This is a genomic window from Natrinema sp. 74, assembly GCF_046097095.1.
In the GTDB taxonomy this organism is placed as follows: Archaea; Halobacteriota; Halobacteria; order Halobacteriales; family Natrialbaceae; genus Natrinema.
In genome coordinates this window covers 554921-571282 of the sequence record NZ_CP175698.1, presented here as the reverse complement: position 1 = coordinate 571282, position 16362 = coordinate 554921, and the positions used below count along the sequence as shown (strand labels likewise).

Genomic DNA, 16362 nt, shown 5'->3' with positions numbered 1-16362 from the left:
GGATCGGGCACAAGCCGAACTCTTTCGATCGGTGAGTACAGATACGCACTAGCTTCTTCAAAGTCGAAACTGACGCCGCGTTCTGCGAGCGTAACACCTAACTCTCCACCCGTGGGTAACGGCGTATGCGGGATTTTCACGTCCACTCGAACTACTCGGACGGCGACTTCCTCAGGTCGATGGTGCGGGCCGCCGAGTCGGCCGGCCTCGAGGGCGTCGGCTTCGCCGACCACTGTAACGTGGCCTCGCGCGACCGCCACGAGTCGATGCGGAGCGTCTACGGGTTCAACCTCGATCTCACCCACGAGCGCCGGCGACAGGGGATCGAGCGGCTACGGGAGGACTTCGAGATCGAGATTTACGACGCGGTCGAGATGGACTACGACCGGCGCGACGAGGACGCTATCGACGCCTTCCTCTCGGAGGCGGGGTTCGACTACGCGGCGGGGAGCGTCCACGATGTCGACGGGTACAACGTGCAGGTCGCATCTCACTTCGCGCCGATGAGCGAGGCCGAGCGCGACGCAGTCGTCGATCAGTACTTCGATAAACTCGTCGCGCTCGTCGAGTCGGAACTGTTCGATATCGCGGCTCACCTGGACCTGCTCGAGCGGACGGAGCCGCTGCGGGGCCGGGCGACCGAAGACCACTATCGGCGGGTAGCGCGGGCGCTGGCCGATTCGCGGACGGTGCCCGAGATCAACGCCGGCCGGGCGCTGACCGACGCCGAGGTCGTCCATCCGTCCGAGACGTTTCTGGCCGTCCTGCGCGAACACGACGTGAGCGTGACCGTCGGCACCGACTCGCATCAGCCGAGCGAGATCGGCGAGCGTGCGGACTTTCTCGCCGAGTTCGTCGACGACTTCGGGCTCGAGCCGGTCGTCCCCGAGGCGCTCGAGCGAAGCATCTGACGAACGGCCGTCCTGTTGTCCGGTGTGAACGGAAAGCAACCGTCCACAAATTTCCAACGAGTAGCATCATCTTTGGCGGTGGATCTGAACACTATAATGGTCGATAATACATATTCTTAAGTGTACGTCCATTCTTCACGAAAGATCCTTGGTAATCTATAGCAAAGGCTTTAGGTACGGTAGTGCGAAAATCCAGATACGGTCGGCCCATCGGCCACTGATTCACCTATGACTAGCGACGAACTCATCTGGCGAATCGCGGGCGGTTCCGGTGACGGGATCGACTCGACGAGCCAGAATTTCGCCAAGGCGCTGATGCGCTCGGGGCTCGACGTGTTTACCCACCGCCACTACCCATCGCGGATCCGGGGCGGCCACACCTACGTCGAAATCCGGGCTGCGGACCGCGAGGTAGAATCGCGCGGCGACGGCTATAACTTCCTGCTGGCACTGGGCGACTCGTTCGCCCGCAACCCTCAGGAAGAGGCCTACTACGGAAACGAGGAGATCAAGCCACTCTCGGAGAACTTAGACGACCTCCGCGAGGGCGGGATCATCGTTTACGACGAAGGGCTCATCGACGACGAGGAGATCGCCGATATCGACCTCGAGGCCCGCGCCGAGGAAAACGACTGGCACGTCTTCCCGATGGACCTCCGGTCGCTCGCCCGCGATCACGGCCGCGAGGTCATGCGGAACACCGCCGGCGTCGGCGTCACCGCGGCGCTGCTGGAGATGGACCTAGAGCACATCGAGGACCTGATGGAAGACGCCATGGGCGGGGACGTCCTCGAATCGAACCTCGAGATTCTCCACGAGGCCTACGACATCGTCAACGAAGAGTACGACTTCGAGCACGACCTGCGCGTTCCCGAAGGCTCTCACGAGACCGAGCAGGCGCTGCTGTCGGGGTCGAACGCGATCGCCTACGGTGCGATCGACGCCGGCTGTCGATTCATCTCTGGCTATCCGATGACGCCGTGGACGGACGTGTTCACCATCCTCAGCCAGAACTTCCCCGATATGGGCGGAGTCTCCGAGCAGGTCGAAGACGAGATCGCCGCCGCGGCGCTGGCCCTCGGCGCGAGCCACGCCGGCGCGAAGGCCATGTCCGGCTCCTCTGGCGGCGGCTTCGCACTGATGAGCGAACCGCTCGGCCTCGCCGAGATGACCGAGACGCCGCTCGTTCTCATCGAGGCGATGCGCGCCGGTCCCTCGACCGGGATGCCGACGAAACCGGAACAGGGCGACCTCGAGTTCGTCCTCTATACGAGCCAGGGCGACTCCTCGCGAGTCGTCTTCGCGCCCGGAAACATCGAGGAGGCCTACGAGCAAACCCGACTCGCCTTCGAGATCGCGTGGGATTACCAGATCCCGTCGATCATCATCTACGACCAGAAGCTCTCGGGGGAGAACACCAACGTTGACGTCGAATTCTTCGACCGCGAGCCCTCGCCGGATCTGGGCTCGACACTGACGGAGGACGAACTCAAAGAGGCCGCTCACGACGCGAGCGGGAAGTTCAAGCGATTCAACTACGAGGACGCCGAGAACGGCGTCGCACCGCGCTCGCTGCCCGGCCAGGAGGGCGGTCGATACCTCGCGACCGGCAACGAGCACAATCCCGTCGGCCACATCAGCGAGGACCCGGACAACCGCGTCTTCCAGATGGACCGCCGCCTCGAGAAACTCGACCACATCCGCGAGGAACTCGACGAGGAATACGCCTCCAATCAGACGTCCTTCGGCGACGACGACGCCGAGTACGGCATCATCACGTGGGGCTCGAGTCAGGGTGCCGTCCGCGAGGCCGTCGAGCGACTCAACGAGAACGGCTACCCCGTCAAGGGACTCGGCGTCTCCGACATGATGCCGTTCCCCAAGGCCGAGGTAACCGAATTCCTCGAGAGCGTCGACGAGGCGATGGTCGTCGAGATGAACGCCACCGCGCAGTTCCGCGGGCTGATCCAGAAAGAGCTCGGTCGCTTTGGCGAGAAGATGACCAGCCTCCTGAAGTACAACGGCAACCCCTTCGAACCCGCCGAAATCGTCGAGGGCTACGAGGTCAATCTCGAGGAAGAAGACCGTCAGCCGACCGCACAGGTACGAATCGAACCCGCTGCAGGTGATTAATCCATGAGTGCATTCAACGCGATCGGAGCGAAAGAGGAGATCGACCGGGACGAGTTCACGCCCGGCGTCGAACCGCAGCCGACCTGGTGTCCGGGCTGTGGCGACTTCGGCGTCCTGAAGGCGCTGAAACAGGCCCTCCCGGAAGTCGGCAAGAACCCCGAGGAAGTACTGACCGTCACCGGGATCGGCTGTTCTGGCAAGCTGAACAGCTATCTCGACACCTACGGCTTCCATACGATCCACGGCCGCTCGCTGCCCGTGGCTCGCGCCGCAAAGCTCGCGAATCCCGAACTCGAGGTCATCGCTGCGGGCGGTGACGGCGACGGGTACGGGATCGGCGGCAACCACTTCGTCCACACGGCCCGGGAGAACCACGACATGACCTACATCGTGTTCAACAACGAGATCTTCGGGCTGACGAAAGGCCAGACCTCGCCCACTAGCCCGAAGGGCCACAAGTCGAAGACCCAGCCGTCGGGCAGCGCGAAGACGCCACTGCGACCGCTGTCGCTGTCGCTGAACGCCGGCGCGAGCTACGTCGCCCGGACCGCCGCCGTCAACCCGAATCAGGCCAAGGAGATCATCAAGGAGGCCATCGAACACGACGGCTTTGCCCACATCGACTTCCTCACGCAGTGTCCGACGTGGAACAAGGACGCCCGGCAGTACGTCCCGTACATCGACGTCCAGGAGTCAGACGACTACGACTTCGACGTGACCGACCGGCGCGAGGCCGCCGAGATGATGCACGAGACCGAGGACGTCCTCAACGAGGGCACCGTCCTGACCGGCCGCTACTACGTCGACGAGGACCGTCCCTCCTACTCTCAGGAGAAACACGCCGTCGGCGAGATGCCCGATCAGCCGCTGGCCGAACGCTACTTCGACGACGACGCCGAGTGGGAGCGCAGCTACGATCTGCTCGACCGCCACACCTGAATCGGCCATCGCGAGTGCCGCCGGGTGGCGGTCATCCCGGTATCCGCCGTTTACCGCCGCGTCCGGTAGGAAATCCGTCGTTTTCGTATACAAAAGATATTTTTCTGCCGGAGCAAAACATACTCCCATGAGTACCCAGGCGACGGAAGATCGCATCCTCGAGGTCCTCGAGGAGGACGCGCAAGCGTCTTACGCCGAGATTGCCGAGCGGGCAAACGTCTCGAAACCAACGGTCCGAAAATACATCAACCAACTCGAGGAGGATGGTGTGATCGTCGGCTACTCGGCCGACATCGACCCGAAGAAGCTCTCGAGTCAGACGATCGCGCTGGTCGGACTCGACGTCGCGAGCGAACGATACGTCGAGGCGACGAAGGCGATCAAAGATCTCGAGGAGGTCGAAGCGCTGTACAGCTCTAGCGGCGATCACATGCTGATGGCCGAAGTACGCTCCGAGGACGGCGACGCGCTCGGCGAGACCATTTCGCAGAAACTGCTCGAGATCGAGGGCGTCACTGCGGCGCATCCGTCTTTCCTGCAAGAACGGCTGAAGTAACGGCCGGATCCGCCGTCGCCGATCGTCGGGGTCGACGTTTTCCCGCTGGCGGTCGTCCGTTCGAACGAGCGATGCCGACGTACCACCGCGAAACGACCGTCGACTCCCCACTCGAAGCTGTCTGGGCGTTTCACTCCCGCGTCTCCGGCCTCGAGGCGGTGACTCCCGACTGGCTGCAGCTCCGGGTCGAGCGCGTAATTGGACCCGAGGGCGAGTCGGATCCCGCCGTGCTCGAGCCGGGGTCGGAGGTCGCGCTGTCGATCCGCCCGTTCGGCGTAGGACCGCGCCAGCACTGGACCTCGGTCATTACGGCCCGCGAGCGAGACGCCGGATCGGCGTACTTCCGCGACGAGATGGTCTACGGCCCGTTCGACCGGTGGGAACACACCCACTCCTTTCACGCGGACGGCGATCGGACGATTATCCGGGACCGCGTCGAATACGACCTTCCGCTGGGCGGGCTCGGCGACGCGATCGAATCCGTCTCGAAGCCGGGCTTCGAGGCTATGTTCCGTGCGCGCCACCGGCTGGCGAAAGCGCAACTCGAGTGAAAGTCGGTGATCGCGTTCGATAGCTGAACCAAGTCGGCTATAGTCGTCGCGTGACTACCCACGAGTATGACCGAATGCGGGGGACTCGAGCGGCGGCGACTACTCGGCGCACTCGGGGCTGGTGTGACCGTCGGGACCGCGGGCTGTCTCGGCGGTCTATCCGGGGCTGACGACGGTAGCGGCGAGGACGACGAGAAGGCACAGGTGTACGAACCCACGCACGAAGGTGTTGACGAGGGACCGATCGAATTCACCGCGGACCAGAACTGTGCGGTCTGTAACATGACGCCGACCGACTGGCCCGGCCGACAGAGCCAACTCGTCCACGAGAACGGGCTGGCGGCGGTCTTCGACTCCCCGGGCTGTCTGTTCGCCTACAAGGTCTCGTCGACGCCCGACTCGCCGACCGCGGGTGCGTGGACGACCGACTACGAGACCGGCGACCTCATCGACGCGACCGCGGCGCACTTCGTTCTGATCACCGACGAGCAGGCCGCCGAGGACCCGATGGGGATCGATCCGCGCCCCTACGCCGCCCGCGAGGACGCGATGGCGTTCCTCGAGGAGTGGGAAGCCGAGAACCTGACAGAGGACGACGTCATCGTCGGCCTCGAGCCGGTCGACATGGAAATCGCAGCGATCTACCGCGGCGCGCGGCTACCGGACGAGTAGCGATCGGTGTTCGGTTCGGACTCCGCCTGGACTTCGCGAACGCGCCACGGCCCCGGTGCGATCGTGGTGATCACTGGCGTCTCGATCACGGCGCTCGAGCGGGCGCGACGCCGCAAGCTGATGGACTGAGCCGCGAGCGCAATCGTCCGAACGAAAAATGAGCGGCGGCCGTTGATCGTCCTTATTGGACGGTGATTTCGCCGATCGCGTCGAGTTGTGCCTGATCGAGGTAGACGGCCATCTCCTCTTTGGCGACGAACTCGACGGTCTGTTCCCCGCCCGCCTGATCGAGGAAGTCGGAGCGAACGTAGGTGTTCCACTCGTTCGTCTCGCCGCCGCTGGCGATCACGAAGTTGTGGCCGGGCAGCGGCTGGGAGTGTCTGTTCTCGCCCGATGGCTGGCCGCGTCCGATCGTGTTCTCCCAGTCGATCGCGTAGGTCTCGCCGGCCTCGAGTTCGAGCGTCGGGTTCGCTTGGTCGGCGATGCTATCGGGCGAGACGCCGACCCACTGGCCGTTCTCGAGGCGCATCGAGAAGGTGGTCGTCGGCTCACCGGGCTCGATCGGCGGGAGCGTGACGGTCATTTCCTGATTGCCACCGTCGATCGTCACCGTCTCGGAGACTTGTTCGTAGCCGTACGTCCAGGCTTCGAGGTTGTACTCGCCGGACTCGAGTAGGTCGAACCGGGCGAGGGCCTGCTGGTCTTCGGCCTGTTCTGGCGGGTCCGGTCGCGCGGCGATGTTCGAAAACGAGTGCCGATCGCCGAGGGTGACTTCGGCACCGAGGGGTTCGCCGGCCTCGGTCTCGACGTGGACCACCAGTTCGTGGGCCTCGTCCGGGCTGATCAGTTCGACCGGGCCGCGCATCTGAGCGGGATGGGGCGCACAGAAGTACTCCGACATCTCCTCGGAGGGGGTGAACTCGAGGGCGACGGTCTCGCCCTGTTCGGACACCGTGTTCGTCGACTCGAGTATCTCGCCGCCCTCGCCGACCGCGCTGCCGCTGGTGATGTTGAAGTTGTGCGTCGCGCCGTCGCCGTTGGTCCAGATGACTCGGTGCTGTTCGCCTTCGATCAGTCGCAGCGGCGGGTTCGAGACGGCGTCGATTTCGTGGGGTGCGACTCCCATCCAGCCGCCGACGATGCCGAGCAGCGAGAAGGTCCGTCCCTCGCCGTCGTTCTGTACGGCCGGGAGCGGGAAATCGATCGCGTCGCGGTACGCGCCCGCGGTGCCGGCGGCCGCGGCCGTGCCGGTCAACGCCGCCGTTCCCTTCAGCACGCCGCGACGGGAAACGTCGCGTGAGCGTTGGTCGTTCGTCATGGATTGATGTGTTAGTCGTGTCGGTGTCTGTTAGGCGCTCATCGAGAACACGGCGAGTGTGTCGCCGCGCGGTCCCTGGCGGAGCCAGCCGCTGCCGCCGACTTGCACGGCGACGTACTGTTTCTCCGTGCCGGGGTCGTACCAGCTCATCGGCGAGGCGCTGATTGGCACGTCGAAGCCGTACTCCCAGAGGCGTTCACCGGTCTCGCCGTCGTAGGCGACAAAGTTGCCGTTCTGGGTGCCGTTGAACACGAGCCCCGTCGCGGTCGACAGCGATCCGCCCCACATGTAGCGTTCCTCCTGGCTCGTGATCCAGTCGCGCCAGACGCGCTCGCCCGTCGCCGGATCGACCGCCGCGAAGGCGGTGATGTTCCCATTCCACTCGTCAGGCATCTCCGAAGCCGGATCGTCCAGCCCACCGCCCCAGTACGGGTCGCCTTCGGAGAACTCCTCGTATCGCCAGTAGAGGTCCTGCGGGAAGTTCTGGTGGACGACGTACACGTACCCGGTCGCGGGGTTGTACGACGGCGGCTGCCAGTCGTTGCCCCCCGGTGCGCCGGGGACGAACGGCGTCCGCTCGTCCTCGCTGATATGGGGGATCATCCGCCACATGTTGATGTGCTGGCAGATTTCCTGACTGCGCTCGTGGAGCTTGCCGGACTGGGCGTCCAGCAGAAACACCCACCCGGCCTTGTCGGAGCCGACGACGAGGTCTCGCTGTCCGTCCTCCGCGGTCACGTCGCGGAGCAACACTCGCGGTGCGACCGCGTCGTAGTCCCAGACGTCGTGGGGGCTGCTCTGGTAGCCCCACTGGAACTCGCCGCTTTCCAGGTCCAGCGCGACCGTTCCGCAGGTGGGGAAGTTCGGTCCCGGCCGGACCGTCCCGTCGAAGTCTGGTCCGGGGTTCGCGACCGCCGTGTAGAGGACGTCGCGCTCCTCGTCGATCGTCGGCGTCATCCAGCTCGTCCCGCAGCCGTGTTCTCGGCTCTCGCCGATCCACTCGTCCTCGAGAAGCGTATCGGTCTGCCACTGGATCTCGCCGCTCTCGGCGTCGATGGCGGCGATGAACCCAAGTACGCCGTACTCGCCGCCGGCGCTGCCCGTGTATATCGTTCCGTCGCGGACCACCGGTGCCCACGTCGCAGAGTAGCCCTCCTCGTGATCGGCGGTGGAGGCGTACCAGAGCTCCTCGCCGGAGTAGCGGTCAAGGGCGACGACGCCCGAGTCGAGCGTCGTCATGTACACCTTGTCGCCGTAGACGGCCGCACCGCGGTTGTTGTCGTCACAGCAGAGTTCGACCCCGATCGGCGGCGCGTAGGTGTAGCTCCAGAGGACCTCGCCCGCGCGGGGGTCGATCGCCTTCATGTGGTTCGGCCCGTTGGTCTGGTACATGATCGGCGGATCGCCCGGCACGACGATGGGCGTCCCCTCCATGCTCGAGCCGGTCCCGACCGACAGCTCGTACTCGAGCTCGAGGTCGCCGACGTTCTCGGGCGTGATGACGTCGGCGGTGGTGGCCCGGTGTTGTTCGTAGTTCCCGCCGTACATGAGCCACGACTCGGGTGTTTCTCCGGTGTTGCTCAGCATCTCCTGGGTCACGTCGTTGTCCTGAATGCGACCGATGTCGTGTTGTTCGGTCACCGAGTCTTCAGGCCCACCGACCAGCGTATAGCCGTCCTCGATCTCTCGGAGTTCGATATCGCGTGCGGCTCGTACCGCTCTGTCGTTGCGTAGTGCCATGCGTGATCACCTCAGTTCGCTCGGCGCGCGCACGTCGTCCATGATGTAGAAGACGTCGTGCAGAATGTCTTCCTGGCTGACGATCTGCACCGCCGTTCCTGCGGTGAGCGCGGCCGTCAGTTGTTCGTCCGTGAATCGGCCGTCCGCGGCCAGGTCGCAGGCCGCCGTCGCCGACACGAACAGCCCGCCCAGCATCGCCTTGACGTCCCTGACCGCGTCGTCGAGGAGCGCGTCGGTGAGCAACACCTCGTTCTGCCAGAGGTGTCTGTCGAGTCCCCGAATCCACAGCAGCGCTCCACCCATCGCGCGTCGGTGCAGCGGCGGGACGTTCTCGGTGTCGAACTCGACGCCGCCGGGGATCTGATTCGACGGCACCCACCGAGCGAGTCGCTCGTCGTTGTTCGCGACGTCGATCAGCAGCGCCGTCTTCTCTGATTCGTCGAACCCAACATCGTCGAGCGCCGACGACAGCGGCTCCGCCAGAACGAGTTCACGCGCCGTCTCCTCGATGTGTTCGGCCGTGAACCGGGGAAGGTTCTCGTCGAGGCTCTCGAAAAAGCCTACGTCGACCAGGTGGTCGTAGAGTCGCCACCCCGGTTCCGCGACCGCCGTGTACAGTCCGTGTGGCTCGTCCGGAACGCCCACAGCCCGTACGTCCGGCAATCGGTCGATCTGCTCCGCGACGTTCTCCCGTTCGCGCTCGAGCACCGTCGGATCGAGTCGTCCCTTGAGGTCGGCCCGAATCGCCTCGCCTCGAGAGGCGAACGACGAATCGGACCGCGGTTCGATCTGTCCCGCCAGTCGCGTCCATGTCACGTCCCCGTCCCCGGGGGCGTCGACACCGAGCGCCGTCGCCAGATCGCGTCGTTCCGCGACCGTCGTGTCTACCGCAGTCGATATATGTGGCATGATACCACGGCACATAAAACGTCACCGAGAGTCGGGTTAATACTTCTCAATGGATGCTCGGAACTCGAGCGATGTGTGAATGAACATCAGTTAGTGAAGTAATACGCTATTACCTGGCTTCCGTGGCGTCACGGACGGAGTCGCATCCGGTCGGGCGTCGACACTGTCTCAGGACCGCCGGGCGATCGTCGCAGCGCGATTTTTGCTCGTCCGGGACGTACCATCCGAGAGTGATCGCCGGTGATCGATTTGCCCGACGCGCTCGCGCGACTCGAGCAACCGGAGTACACCGGTGCAAACCGGTGCTATCCGTGTACCGTGGTGAACGTCGCGCTCTCGATTGTGCTTGCGGCCGCAGTCGGTGCGGCAGCGTCCGTCGCAGTCGGCGCGCTTGCACTCGCCGTCTCGCTGGCTCTCGTCCGCTTCCGGGGCTATCTGGTGCCGGGGACGCCGACGCTTACCCGTCGGTACCTCCCCGAGCGCGTCCTCGAGCAATTTGGAAAACCGCCCGCGAGCGCGCCGACGGTCGAGACGGTGACGCCCGCCGAACTCGCGCGCGTCCTGACCGCCGCCGACATTGCGACCGACGGACCGGAGGGGCTCGGGCTGACCTCGTCGTTCCGCGCCCGGTGGGCCGACCGACTCTCGAGCGCCGACGCGACGGCACCGGGGAGGGACGCGGTGCGGTCCGCCCTCGGCGTCGAGGAGGTCGATCGACTCGGCGACGCGTCGTTCGAACTCGAGGGCCGGCGGCTCGTCCGGTGGGAATCGACCGCGGCGCTCGCAGCCGACGCTGCCGCGGCGGCCGAACTCGAGGGCCGGCTCGACGGCTGGGACCGCCTCGAGGCCGACGAGCGCCGCGACCTGCTGATTGGGCTTCGACTGCTCCGAGACCGCTGTCCGGTCTGTGGCGGGCCGGTGGCCGCGACGACGGAGCGCCTCGAACACTGCTGTCGGCGACCCCGGATCGCCGTTCGGGCCGGCTGCGACGCGTGCGACCGGCCGCTGGCCGAGCTCGTCGTCGCCGAGTCGAACGCGACACCGTGGCTCGAGCTGGCAGGGGCGGGGACTCCGGACGGCTCGAGCGCGGCCGGGTGAGAGCCGGGCCGGATCTCAGTCGTCGGCCGCCGGGTCGGCGCTCGTGTCGGCGAGTTCGATCCCGACGTCGATCTCCGCGGCGGCGGCCTTGTACTCGGGGATCTTCGCCCGCTCGTCGAGGACGTGGTTCGTGAGCCGGTTGGCCGAAGCGGCGGCGAAGTGCGGCGTCGTCCAGACGACGCCCTCCTTGGTGTCTTCGGTGACGTGGGCCTCGAGCGTGATCTCGCCACGTCTCGAGCGCAGCTGGACCGTCTCGCCGTCCTCGATGCCGTAGCGCTCGGCGTCGGCGGGGTGGACGTCGACGAAGTTCTCCGGGTGCTGGCGGTTGAGCGTCGGCGAGCGCGTGCTCATCGTCCCGGTGTTGTAGTGTTCCTCGAGGCGCGCGGTCGTGAGGATCAGCGGGTACTCATCGTCGGGGGTTTCCGCGGGCGGCGTATGCTGGACGCCCTCGATGTGACCCAGCCCGCTCTCGGTGTCGAACGACTCCTCGTAGAGGAACGGGTCGCCCTCGTCGCCGGGCTCGTAGCAGGGCCAGTGGAGTCCCTCCTCTCCCAGCAAGTCATAGGTCATCCCGTGGTAGCTCGGACAGACCTGCCGGAGTTCCTCGAAGACGGCTTCGGGATCGTCGAAACCGAACTGTTCGTCGCCATCGTCGAACAGCCGTCGTCCGACCTCTCCGACGATCTCGAGGTCGTGTTTCGTCTTCTCGTGGACGTTCTCGACGCCGCGCATGCGCTGGACGCGCCGGTCGGTGTTGGTGACGGTGCCGCCGCGCTCGGCCCAGGTCGTCGCTGGCAAGAGTACGTCGGCGAACTCCGCGGTCTCGGTCGGGAAGATGTCCTGCACGACCACGAACTCGAGGTCCGCGAGGCGCTCGGCGACGCTGTTGGCGTCGGGCTCGCTCATCACGGGGTTCTCGCCCATGACGTACAGCCCCTTGATCGAGTCGCCGGCCGCGTAGGAGATCTCGACGTTCGTCAGGCCCGGTTCGTCCGGAATCTCGAAACCCCATACGTCCTCGACGGACTCGCGAGCGTCGTCGTCGTCGACCAGTTGGTACCCCGGCAACACGTTCGGCATCGCGCCGACGTCGCAGGTCCCCTGGACGTTGTTCTGGCCGCGCAGCGGGTTGACGCCCGTTCCGGGCCGCCCGAGGTTGCCCGTGATCAGCGCCAGGTTGATCTCGTTTTGCACGTTGTCGACGCCGCAGGCATGCTGGCTCATCCCCATTCCGGTGAAGATAGCCGCGTTGTCGGCTTCCGCGTACTTCTCGGCCGCGAGTTCGATCGCCTCGAGTTCGAGTCCACACTCTTCAGCGGCCGCCTCCTTGTCGAAGTCCTCGAGCGTTTCCTTCAGGTGGTCGAACCCCTCCGTGCGCGCCTCGACGAACTCCTCGTCGATCCAGCCGTCCTCCGGGTGGTCCTCGTGGTGCTCGAGAATCGTCTTCAGGACGATGTTCAACAGCGGGATGTCGGTCCCCGGATTCAGTTGCAGGTGCTGATGGCGCTCGGTGTCGTCGATCTGGAACGACCGCGTCGTCTTGTTCGCGTGCGGGTCGACCTGGATGACCGTCGCGCCCTCGAGGACGGCCTGCCGGAAGTACTGGCTGTTGGCGATCGGGTGCTGTTCGCCCGGGTTCGCCCCCTGAATCCAGAAGAGGTCGGCCTCCTCGCGGAGATCCCGCATGCTGTTGGTCATCGCGCCCGCGCCGAGGCTGGTCCGTAACGCCCAGACCGTCGAGGCGTGGCACATCCGCGTGCAGTTGTCGACGTTATTCGTCCCGTACCGGCGGGCCAGCTTCTGGAGGAGATAGTTCTCCTCGTTCATCGTCTTCGAGGAACCGAAGAAACCCATCGCGTCTGGGCCGTGTTCCTCGCGGATGCGCTCGAGTTCGCCGACGACGTACTTGTAGGCCTCTTCCCAGGTGGCCTCGCGGAACTTCCCGTCTTCCTTGATCCGGGGCTCGGTGAGCCGGTCCTCGTGGTCGACGACCTCGGTCGCCGCCCCGCCTTTGATGCAGACGCGGCCCTCGTTGACCGGCGCGTCGCCCCAGGGCATGAATCGGACATCGCCTGGCTCTTCGCCCTGCCGTACCTGGATGCCACAGCCGACGCCGCAGTACGGACAGATCGTCTTGACTGGGTCTCGCTGATCACTGGACATTTTCCCGTCTCACCCGTTATCTCGAACCCACCACCTGACCGTGCATGAGGTTTTCTAACACACAAACGGTATGTGGGTGCGAGCGACGGGTCGGTTCTCAACTCGAGCCCGGCCGCAACGCCTCACAGCCGGCAGGCTGGACTCTCCGACGGGGAAACGCTGACGGTCGACCGTGTGAAACGGTTCCACGATGGAGCTCACTCGTTCGCTCGTCGAGTCCGAGGCCCGCGAGTACCGGGAGCGAGAGCCCCTCTACGGCGTCGAGCGGGAGAACCTCGAGACGCTCCCGACGGCGTTCGCGTCGGGCGAGTACGGCCGACGGGACGCGGCCTGGGTCGTCAGGTGGTACTACCGACGGTTCCTCGGCGACTACCCCGACGCCGAGCGGCGGGCCGCGGAGGAGGCCTTCTGGGACACCGACTTCGAGGCCGTCCGGAGCGCCATCGCCGACGCCGTCGTGGCGACCGACGCCGCCACGGGAATCGACCGGCTGACTGACCTCGAGGCCGTCGGCGTACCCGTCGCCTCGGGGGTCCTCATGTTCGTCGACCCTGACGCGTACGTCGTCGTCGGCCCCCGCGAGTGGGCGGCGCTCCGCGAGACGGGAGCGCTCTCCGAGCCGTACCCCGATCCCCCGTCGATCCGGGAGTACGAGACCTACCTCGAGCGGTGTCGCGCGCTTGCCGATCGATTCGACTGCGACCTGTGGACGCTGTACCGGGCGCTCTGGCGGCTGTCGAAGTAAACGCCCGCGGCCGGCGTCGTCCGCGGACGTGATCGGGTGTGCTTTTGTTCCCACTCGGCGAATGCCTGTCTATGTCCCCCGACTCTGATCGGGACGAACGCACGGGGCTCATCGTCGCCGGCGGCCACTCGACCCGCTTCGGCGAGGCCGACAAGGCCGTCGCCGACCTCGCCGGAACGCCGATGATCCGCCGCGTCGTCGACCGACTCGAGCCCGTCGTCGACGCATTCGTGATCAACTGCCGCGAGGAGCAGGTGCCGGTGATCCGCGAGGCGCTCGCGGGCGGGCCCGAGGCTTCGTTCGCCGTCGACCCCATACCCGACCGCGGCCCGATGGCGGGGATCATGACGGGACTGCGCGCGACCGAGACGGCCTATGCCGCCGTCGTCGCCTGCGACATGCCGTTCGTCGACTCCGAACTGGTCGCTCACCTCTTCGAGCGGGCCGCCGGTCGCGAAGCCGCGGTGCCGAAACTCGCCGACGGGTGGTTCCAGACCACGCAGGCAGTCTACCGCACTGTGCCGATGGCCGAGGCCTGCGAGCGCGCCATCGAGCGCGACGAACGGCGGATCGTCGAACCACTGCTGGAACTCGACCACGTCGTCGTCGACGAAGACGAGGCCCGCGACTACGCCTCCCTCGAGACCTTCGAGAACGTCAACACCCGCGAGGAGTTCGCGGCGGCCGAAGCACGTCTCGAGGGCGAGTGAGCCGCCGCGTTACCCCTCGAGGACGTCGACCACCGGCTCGTCGGCGATCATCCGCGCCAGCACGACGCGCTCGACGGCGGGCGCTCGCTCGAGCAGTTCCCGTCCGATCTCTTCGGCGACGGCCCGCCGCTCGGCGTCGTCGACCTTGTTGAGCAGCGGGACGGCCGTCGCTCCGTCCGGGATTCCCTTCAGTCCGCCGCGCTCGCTCGCGAGCACGCGAGCCACGTCGGTGGGTCGGATCGCGTCGCCGCGGTCGCGTCCGGTGATCGCCGCCACTCGTTCCGGCCGATGGACGTGCTCGCTCGAGAGCGGTTCGCCGACGGCTCCGACGCTCGCGATCGGGAGCACGGTGTCGGCACTCTGCGGGAGTTGGGGCTCGCGCTCGTTCGGGGCCTTGAGCTCCCGCGTCCGCGCGCCGTCGGCCTTGACGAGTACGAGATCGGCGATATCGGCCGCAGCGATATCGTCGATCACGGCGCGGTCGTAACCCAGATATCGGTCCCCCTCGCGCTCCGGGACGACCCCGACGGGCCACGAATCCGCTCGCTCGAGGGCCACGATCGGATCGTCGGTCACGGACACCGATTCGACCTCCCGATCGAAGACGGGAATTCGGACCGTCGCCGTTACGACCGCTCGTCGGGAGCGCTCGCGGGCGGCCCGCCGGGCCAGCGCGTACAGCGTCGTCTTCTTGCCGCCCGCGCCGACGACGGCGACGACGCCTGAGTCGGCTCGGAGCGCGTCGAAGATAGTCATACGGGCGCTTCTACCGGGAGGGGCTAACCGTTTGGGTCCGGAGTCCGGTCGTCTCCCGAGGGGACGGTCACAGCTCGAGTATCTCCCGCGCCTGCGACGGCGTCGCGACCTCACGGCCGAGTTCCTCTGCGACGCGGACGACGCGTTCGACTAACTGCGCGCTGCTCTGGGCGAGTTCGCCCTGCCGGTAGTAGATGTTGTCCTCGAGGCCGACGCGGACGTGGCCGCCAAAGAGCAGCCCCATCGTCGCGAACGGCAACTGGTGGCGGCCGAAGCCGAGCGTGTTGAACAGCGCCCCCTCGGGCAGGTTATCGATCGCGTTCAGGAAGTTCCGCGGCCGCGGCGGGGTCAGCGTGCCAGGACCGAAGATCAGCGTCGCGTAGACCGGTTCCGCGAGGTCGCGGCGCTCGAGCAACCCGTGGGTCTCGTTCAGGTGCCCATCGTTGAACACCTCGAGTTCGGGCTTGATACCGCGGTCAACCATCTCCGCGTGGAGCGAGTCGACCAGCCCGCGGGTGTTCTCGCTGGTGAGGTGCTCGTATCGGTTCAACGGACCCATGTCGAGCGAGGCCATCTCCGGCGGCGGGTCGGTCCGCAGGGGGAGGTGGCGATCTGCGTCCGGCGCGCCCGTCCCGCCGGTGGAGTGTTGGACGATCACGTCGTCGGCGTACCGGCGGATCGCATCGTCGATCTCCTGGAAGCGCTCGGTCGCGAAGGTGCGCTCGCCGTTGGGCCGGCGCGCGTGGACGTGGACGACCGACGCGCCCGCGGCCTCCGCTTTCGCCGCCGCTTTGCCGATCTCCTCGGGCGTCTCCGGAAGGTGCGGCGTCGCCTCCTTGCCCTGTACGCCGCCGGTCAGCGCCGCCGTAAGTATGACCGGCTCACCGGCGAGGAAGTCCGCGTAGGTCACGCGTCGTCACCTCCCGCCGCCTGCGCGCCGCCGTCCTCGCCCCGGTCGTCGGCGTGTGCGCGATAGATCTCGCAGTCTCGGTCGTGGACGAGGTCGTAGCGGTCGTTACAGATGTCGGCTCGCATCGGCTGGACGAACCGGTCCGCGGCCGTACAGTAGGCTCGCGGCTCGTCGAACGGCTCTCGGTCGGGGTCGGCCGACCCGTCGCGGTACTCGAGATATGGACAGCCCATGTCACGCTGTTCTATCTG

Annotated in this window: 17 protein-coding genes; 10 read left to right on the top strand and 7 right to left on the bottom strand. The window is 66.2% G+C overall.

The genetic code is table 11. The features are described 5' to 3' along the window. The first annotated feature begins 125 nt into the window (after positions 1 to 125). The 7 genes from ACJ70B_RS02775 to ACJ70B_RS02745 all read left to right on the top strand — a co-directional run bounded on the left by ACJ70B_RS02775 (position 126) and on the right by ACJ70B_RS02745 (position 5891). Positions 126 to 911: a PHP domain-containing protein gene (locus ACJ70B_RS02775; protein ID WP_408958895.1), complete on the top strand. Its 786-nt coding sequence runs from the start codon at positions 126 to 128 to the stop codon at positions 909 to 911. Between the two features lie 228 nt (positions 912 to 1139). Further along, positions 1140 to 3044 carry a 2-oxoacid:acceptor oxidoreductase subunit alpha gene (locus ACJ70B_RS02770; protein ID WP_408958894.1) on the top strand — a complete coding sequence of 635 codons (1905 nt, stop codon included), beginning with the start codon at positions 1140 to 1142 and terminating at the stop codon, positions 3042 to 3044. 3 nt (positions 3045 to 3047) lie between these two features. Next, the gene (locus ACJ70B_RS02765; RefSeq protein ID WP_408958893.1) at positions 3048 to 3983 is read left to right on the top strand and encodes a thiamine pyrophosphate-dependent enzyme; all 936 of its coding nucleotides are present in this window, start codon (positions 3048 to 3050) and stop codon (positions 3981 to 3983) included. Between the two features lie 127 nt (positions 3984 to 4110). Then, entirely contained in the window at positions 4111 to 4539 is a 429-nt protein-coding gene (gene lrpA1 / locus ACJ70B_RS02760) for an HTH-type transcriptional regulator LrpA1 (RefSeq protein WP_408958892.1), read from the top strand. A 71-nt stretch (positions 4540 to 4610) separates the two neighbouring features. Beyond that, entirely contained in the window at positions 4611 to 5090 is a 480-nt protein-coding gene (locus tag ACJ70B_RS02755) for an SRPBCC family protein (RefSeq protein WP_408958891.1), read from the top strand. 66 nt (positions 5091 to 5156) lie between these two features. Next, the gene (locus tag ACJ70B_RS02750; RefSeq protein ID WP_408958890.1) at positions 5157 to 5762 is read left to right on the top strand and encodes a nitrous oxide reductase accessory protein NosL; all 606 of its coding nucleotides are present in this window, start codon (positions 5157 to 5159) and stop codon (positions 5760 to 5762) included. Positions 5763 to 5768: 6 nt separating this feature from the next. Then, positions 5769 to 5891 carry a hypothetical protein gene (locus tag ACJ70B_RS02745; RefSeq protein ID WP_408958889.1) on the top strand — a complete coding sequence of 41 codons (123 nt, stop codon included), beginning with the start codon at positions 5769 to 5771 and terminating at the stop codon, positions 5889 to 5891. A 52-nt stretch (positions 5892 to 5943) separates the two neighbouring features. Here the strand turns inward: ACJ70B_RS02745 and ACJ70B_RS02740 are convergent, their stop codons facing one another. From ACJ70B_RS02740 to ACJ70B_RS02730, 3 genes are read right to left on the bottom strand one after another with little or no spacing between them, the layout of a single operon-like run. Next, positions 5944 to 7080 carry a plastocyanin/azurin family copper-binding protein gene (locus tag ACJ70B_RS02740; RefSeq protein ID WP_408958888.1) on the bottom strand — a complete coding sequence of 379 codons (1137 nt, stop codon included), beginning with the start codon at positions 7078 to 7080 and terminating at the stop codon, positions 5944 to 5946. A 30-nt stretch (positions 7081 to 7110) separates the two neighbouring features. Next, positions 7111 to 8820: a pyrroloquinoline quinone-dependent dehydrogenase gene (locus tag ACJ70B_RS02735; protein WP_408958887.1), complete on the bottom strand. Its 1710-nt coding sequence runs from the start codon at positions 8818 to 8820 to the stop codon at positions 7111 to 7113. Between the two features lie 6 nt (positions 8821 to 8826). Next, positions 8827 to 9729 carry a hypothetical protein gene (locus ACJ70B_RS02730; RefSeq protein WP_408958886.1) on the bottom strand — a complete coding sequence of 301 codons (903 nt, stop codon included), beginning with the start codon at positions 9727 to 9729 and terminating at the stop codon, positions 8827 to 8829. Positions 9730 to 9969: 240 nt separating this feature from the next. Between ACJ70B_RS02730 and ACJ70B_RS02725 the strand changes: the two genes are divergently transcribed. Beyond that, positions 9970 to 10827 carry a hypothetical protein gene (locus ACJ70B_RS02725; RefSeq protein WP_408958885.1) on the top strand — a complete coding sequence of 286 codons (858 nt, stop codon included), beginning with the start codon at positions 9970 to 9972 and terminating at the stop codon, positions 10825 to 10827. A gap of 15 nt (positions 10828 to 10842) precedes the next feature. On the opposite strand, the gene fdhF is transcribed toward ACJ70B_RS02725, so the two are convergent. After that, positions 10843 to 12990 carry a formate dehydrogenase subunit alpha gene (gene fdhF, locus ACJ70B_RS02720; protein WP_408958884.1) on the bottom strand — a complete coding sequence of 716 codons (2148 nt, stop codon included), beginning with the start codon at positions 12988 to 12990 and terminating at the stop codon, positions 10843 to 10845. Between the two features lie 190 nt (positions 12991 to 13180). On the opposite strand from fdhF, the gene ACJ70B_RS02715 reads away from it, so the two are divergent. Both ACJ70B_RS02715 and ACJ70B_RS02710 read left to right on the top strand, forming a co-directional pair. Then, positions 13181 to 13735, top strand: a complete 555-nt coding sequence (locus ACJ70B_RS02715; protein WP_408958883.1) for a hypothetical protein — start codon at positions 13181 to 13183, stop codon at positions 13733 to 13735. 71 nt (positions 13736 to 13806) lie between these two features. Then, the gene (locus tag ACJ70B_RS02710; RefSeq protein WP_408958882.1) at positions 13807 to 14445 is read left to right on the top strand and encodes a molybdenum cofactor guanylyltransferase; all 639 of its coding nucleotides are present in this window, start codon (positions 13807 to 13809) and stop codon (positions 14443 to 14445) included. Positions 14446 to 14454: 9 nt separating this feature from the next. Here ACJ70B_RS02710 and yqeC read toward each other — a convergent pair whose 3' ends face one another. From yqeC to ACJ70B_RS02695, 3 genes are all read right to left on the bottom strand, one after another. Next, positions 14455 to 15201, bottom strand: coding sequence for a selenium cofactor biosynthesis protein YqeC (yqeC, locus tag ACJ70B_RS02705; protein ID WP_408958881.1), 747 nt, complete (start codon positions 15199 to 15201; stop codon positions 14455 to 14457). 67 nt (positions 15202 to 15268) lie between these two features. Continuing rightward, positions 15269 to 16111 (bottom strand): 3-keto-5-aminohexanoate cleavage protein, encoded by an 843-nt coding sequence (locus ACJ70B_RS02700; RefSeq protein ID WP_408958880.1) that lies wholly within the window; start codon positions 16109 to 16111, stop codon positions 15269 to 15271. Then, positions 16108 to 16344 carry a hypothetical protein gene (locus ACJ70B_RS02695; protein ID WP_408958879.1) on the bottom strand — a complete coding sequence of 79 codons (237 nt, stop codon included), beginning with the start codon at positions 16342 to 16344 and terminating at the stop codon, positions 16108 to 16110. The genes ACJ70B_RS02700 and ACJ70B_RS02695 overlap by 4 nt, the downstream gene beginning before the upstream one ends. Between the last annotated feature and the right edge of the window lie 18 nt (positions 16345 to 16362).

Bases quoted from the DNA above. Each gene is read 5' to 3' on its own strand.
- ACJ70B_RS02775 (WP_408958895.1), top strand. From the start codon at position 126: ATGCGGGATTTTCACGTCCACTCGAACTACTCGGACGGCGACTTCCTC.
- ACJ70B_RS02770 (WP_408958894.1), top strand. From the start codon at position 1,140: ATGACTAGCGACGAACTCATCTGGCGAATCGCGGGCGGTTCCGGTGAC.
- ACJ70B_RS02765 (WP_408958893.1), top strand. From the start codon at position 3,048: ATGAGTGCATTCAACGCGATCGGAGCGAAAGAGGAGATCGACCGGGAC.
- lrpA1 (WP_408958892.1), top strand. From the start codon at position 4,111: ATGAGTACCCAGGCGACGGAAGATCGCATCCTCGAGGTCCTCGAGGAG.
- ACJ70B_RS02755 (WP_408958891.1), top strand. From the start codon at position 4,611: ATGCCGACGTACCACCGCGAAACGACCGTCGACTCCCCACTCGAAGCT.
- ACJ70B_RS02750 (WP_408958890.1), top strand. From the start codon at position 5,157: ATGACCGAATGCGGGGGACTCGAGCGGCGGCGACTACTCGGCGCACTC.
- ACJ70B_RS02740 (WP_408958888.1), bottom strand. From the start codon at position 7,080: ATGACGAACGACCAACGCTCACGCGACGTTTCCCGTCGCGGCGTGCTG.
- ACJ70B_RS02735 (WP_408958887.1), bottom strand. From the start codon at position 8,820: ATGGCACTACGCAACGACAGAGCGGTACGAGCCGCACGCGATATCGAA.
- ACJ70B_RS02730 (WP_408958886.1), bottom strand. From the start codon at position 9,729: ATGCCACATATATCGACTGCGGTAGACACGACGGTCGCGGAACGACGC.
- fdhF (WP_408958884.1), bottom strand. From the start codon at position 12,990: ATGTCCAGTGATCAGCGAGACCCAGTCAAGACGATCTGTCCGTACTGC.
- ACJ70B_RS02715 (WP_408958883.1), top strand. From the start codon at position 13,181: ATGGAGCTCACTCGTTCGCTCGTCGAGTCCGAGGCCCGCGAGTACCGG.
- ACJ70B_RS02710 (WP_408958882.1), top strand. From the start codon at position 13,807: ATGTCCCCCGACTCTGATCGGGACGAACGCACGGGGCTCATCGTCGCC.
- yqeC (WP_408958881.1), bottom strand. From the start codon at position 15,201: ATGACTATCTTCGACGCGCTCCGAGCCGACTCAGGCGTCGTCGCCGTC.
- ACJ70B_RS02695 (WP_408958879.1), bottom strand. From the start codon at position 16,344: ATGGGCTGTCCATATCTCGAGTACCGCGACGGGTCGGCCGACCCCGAC.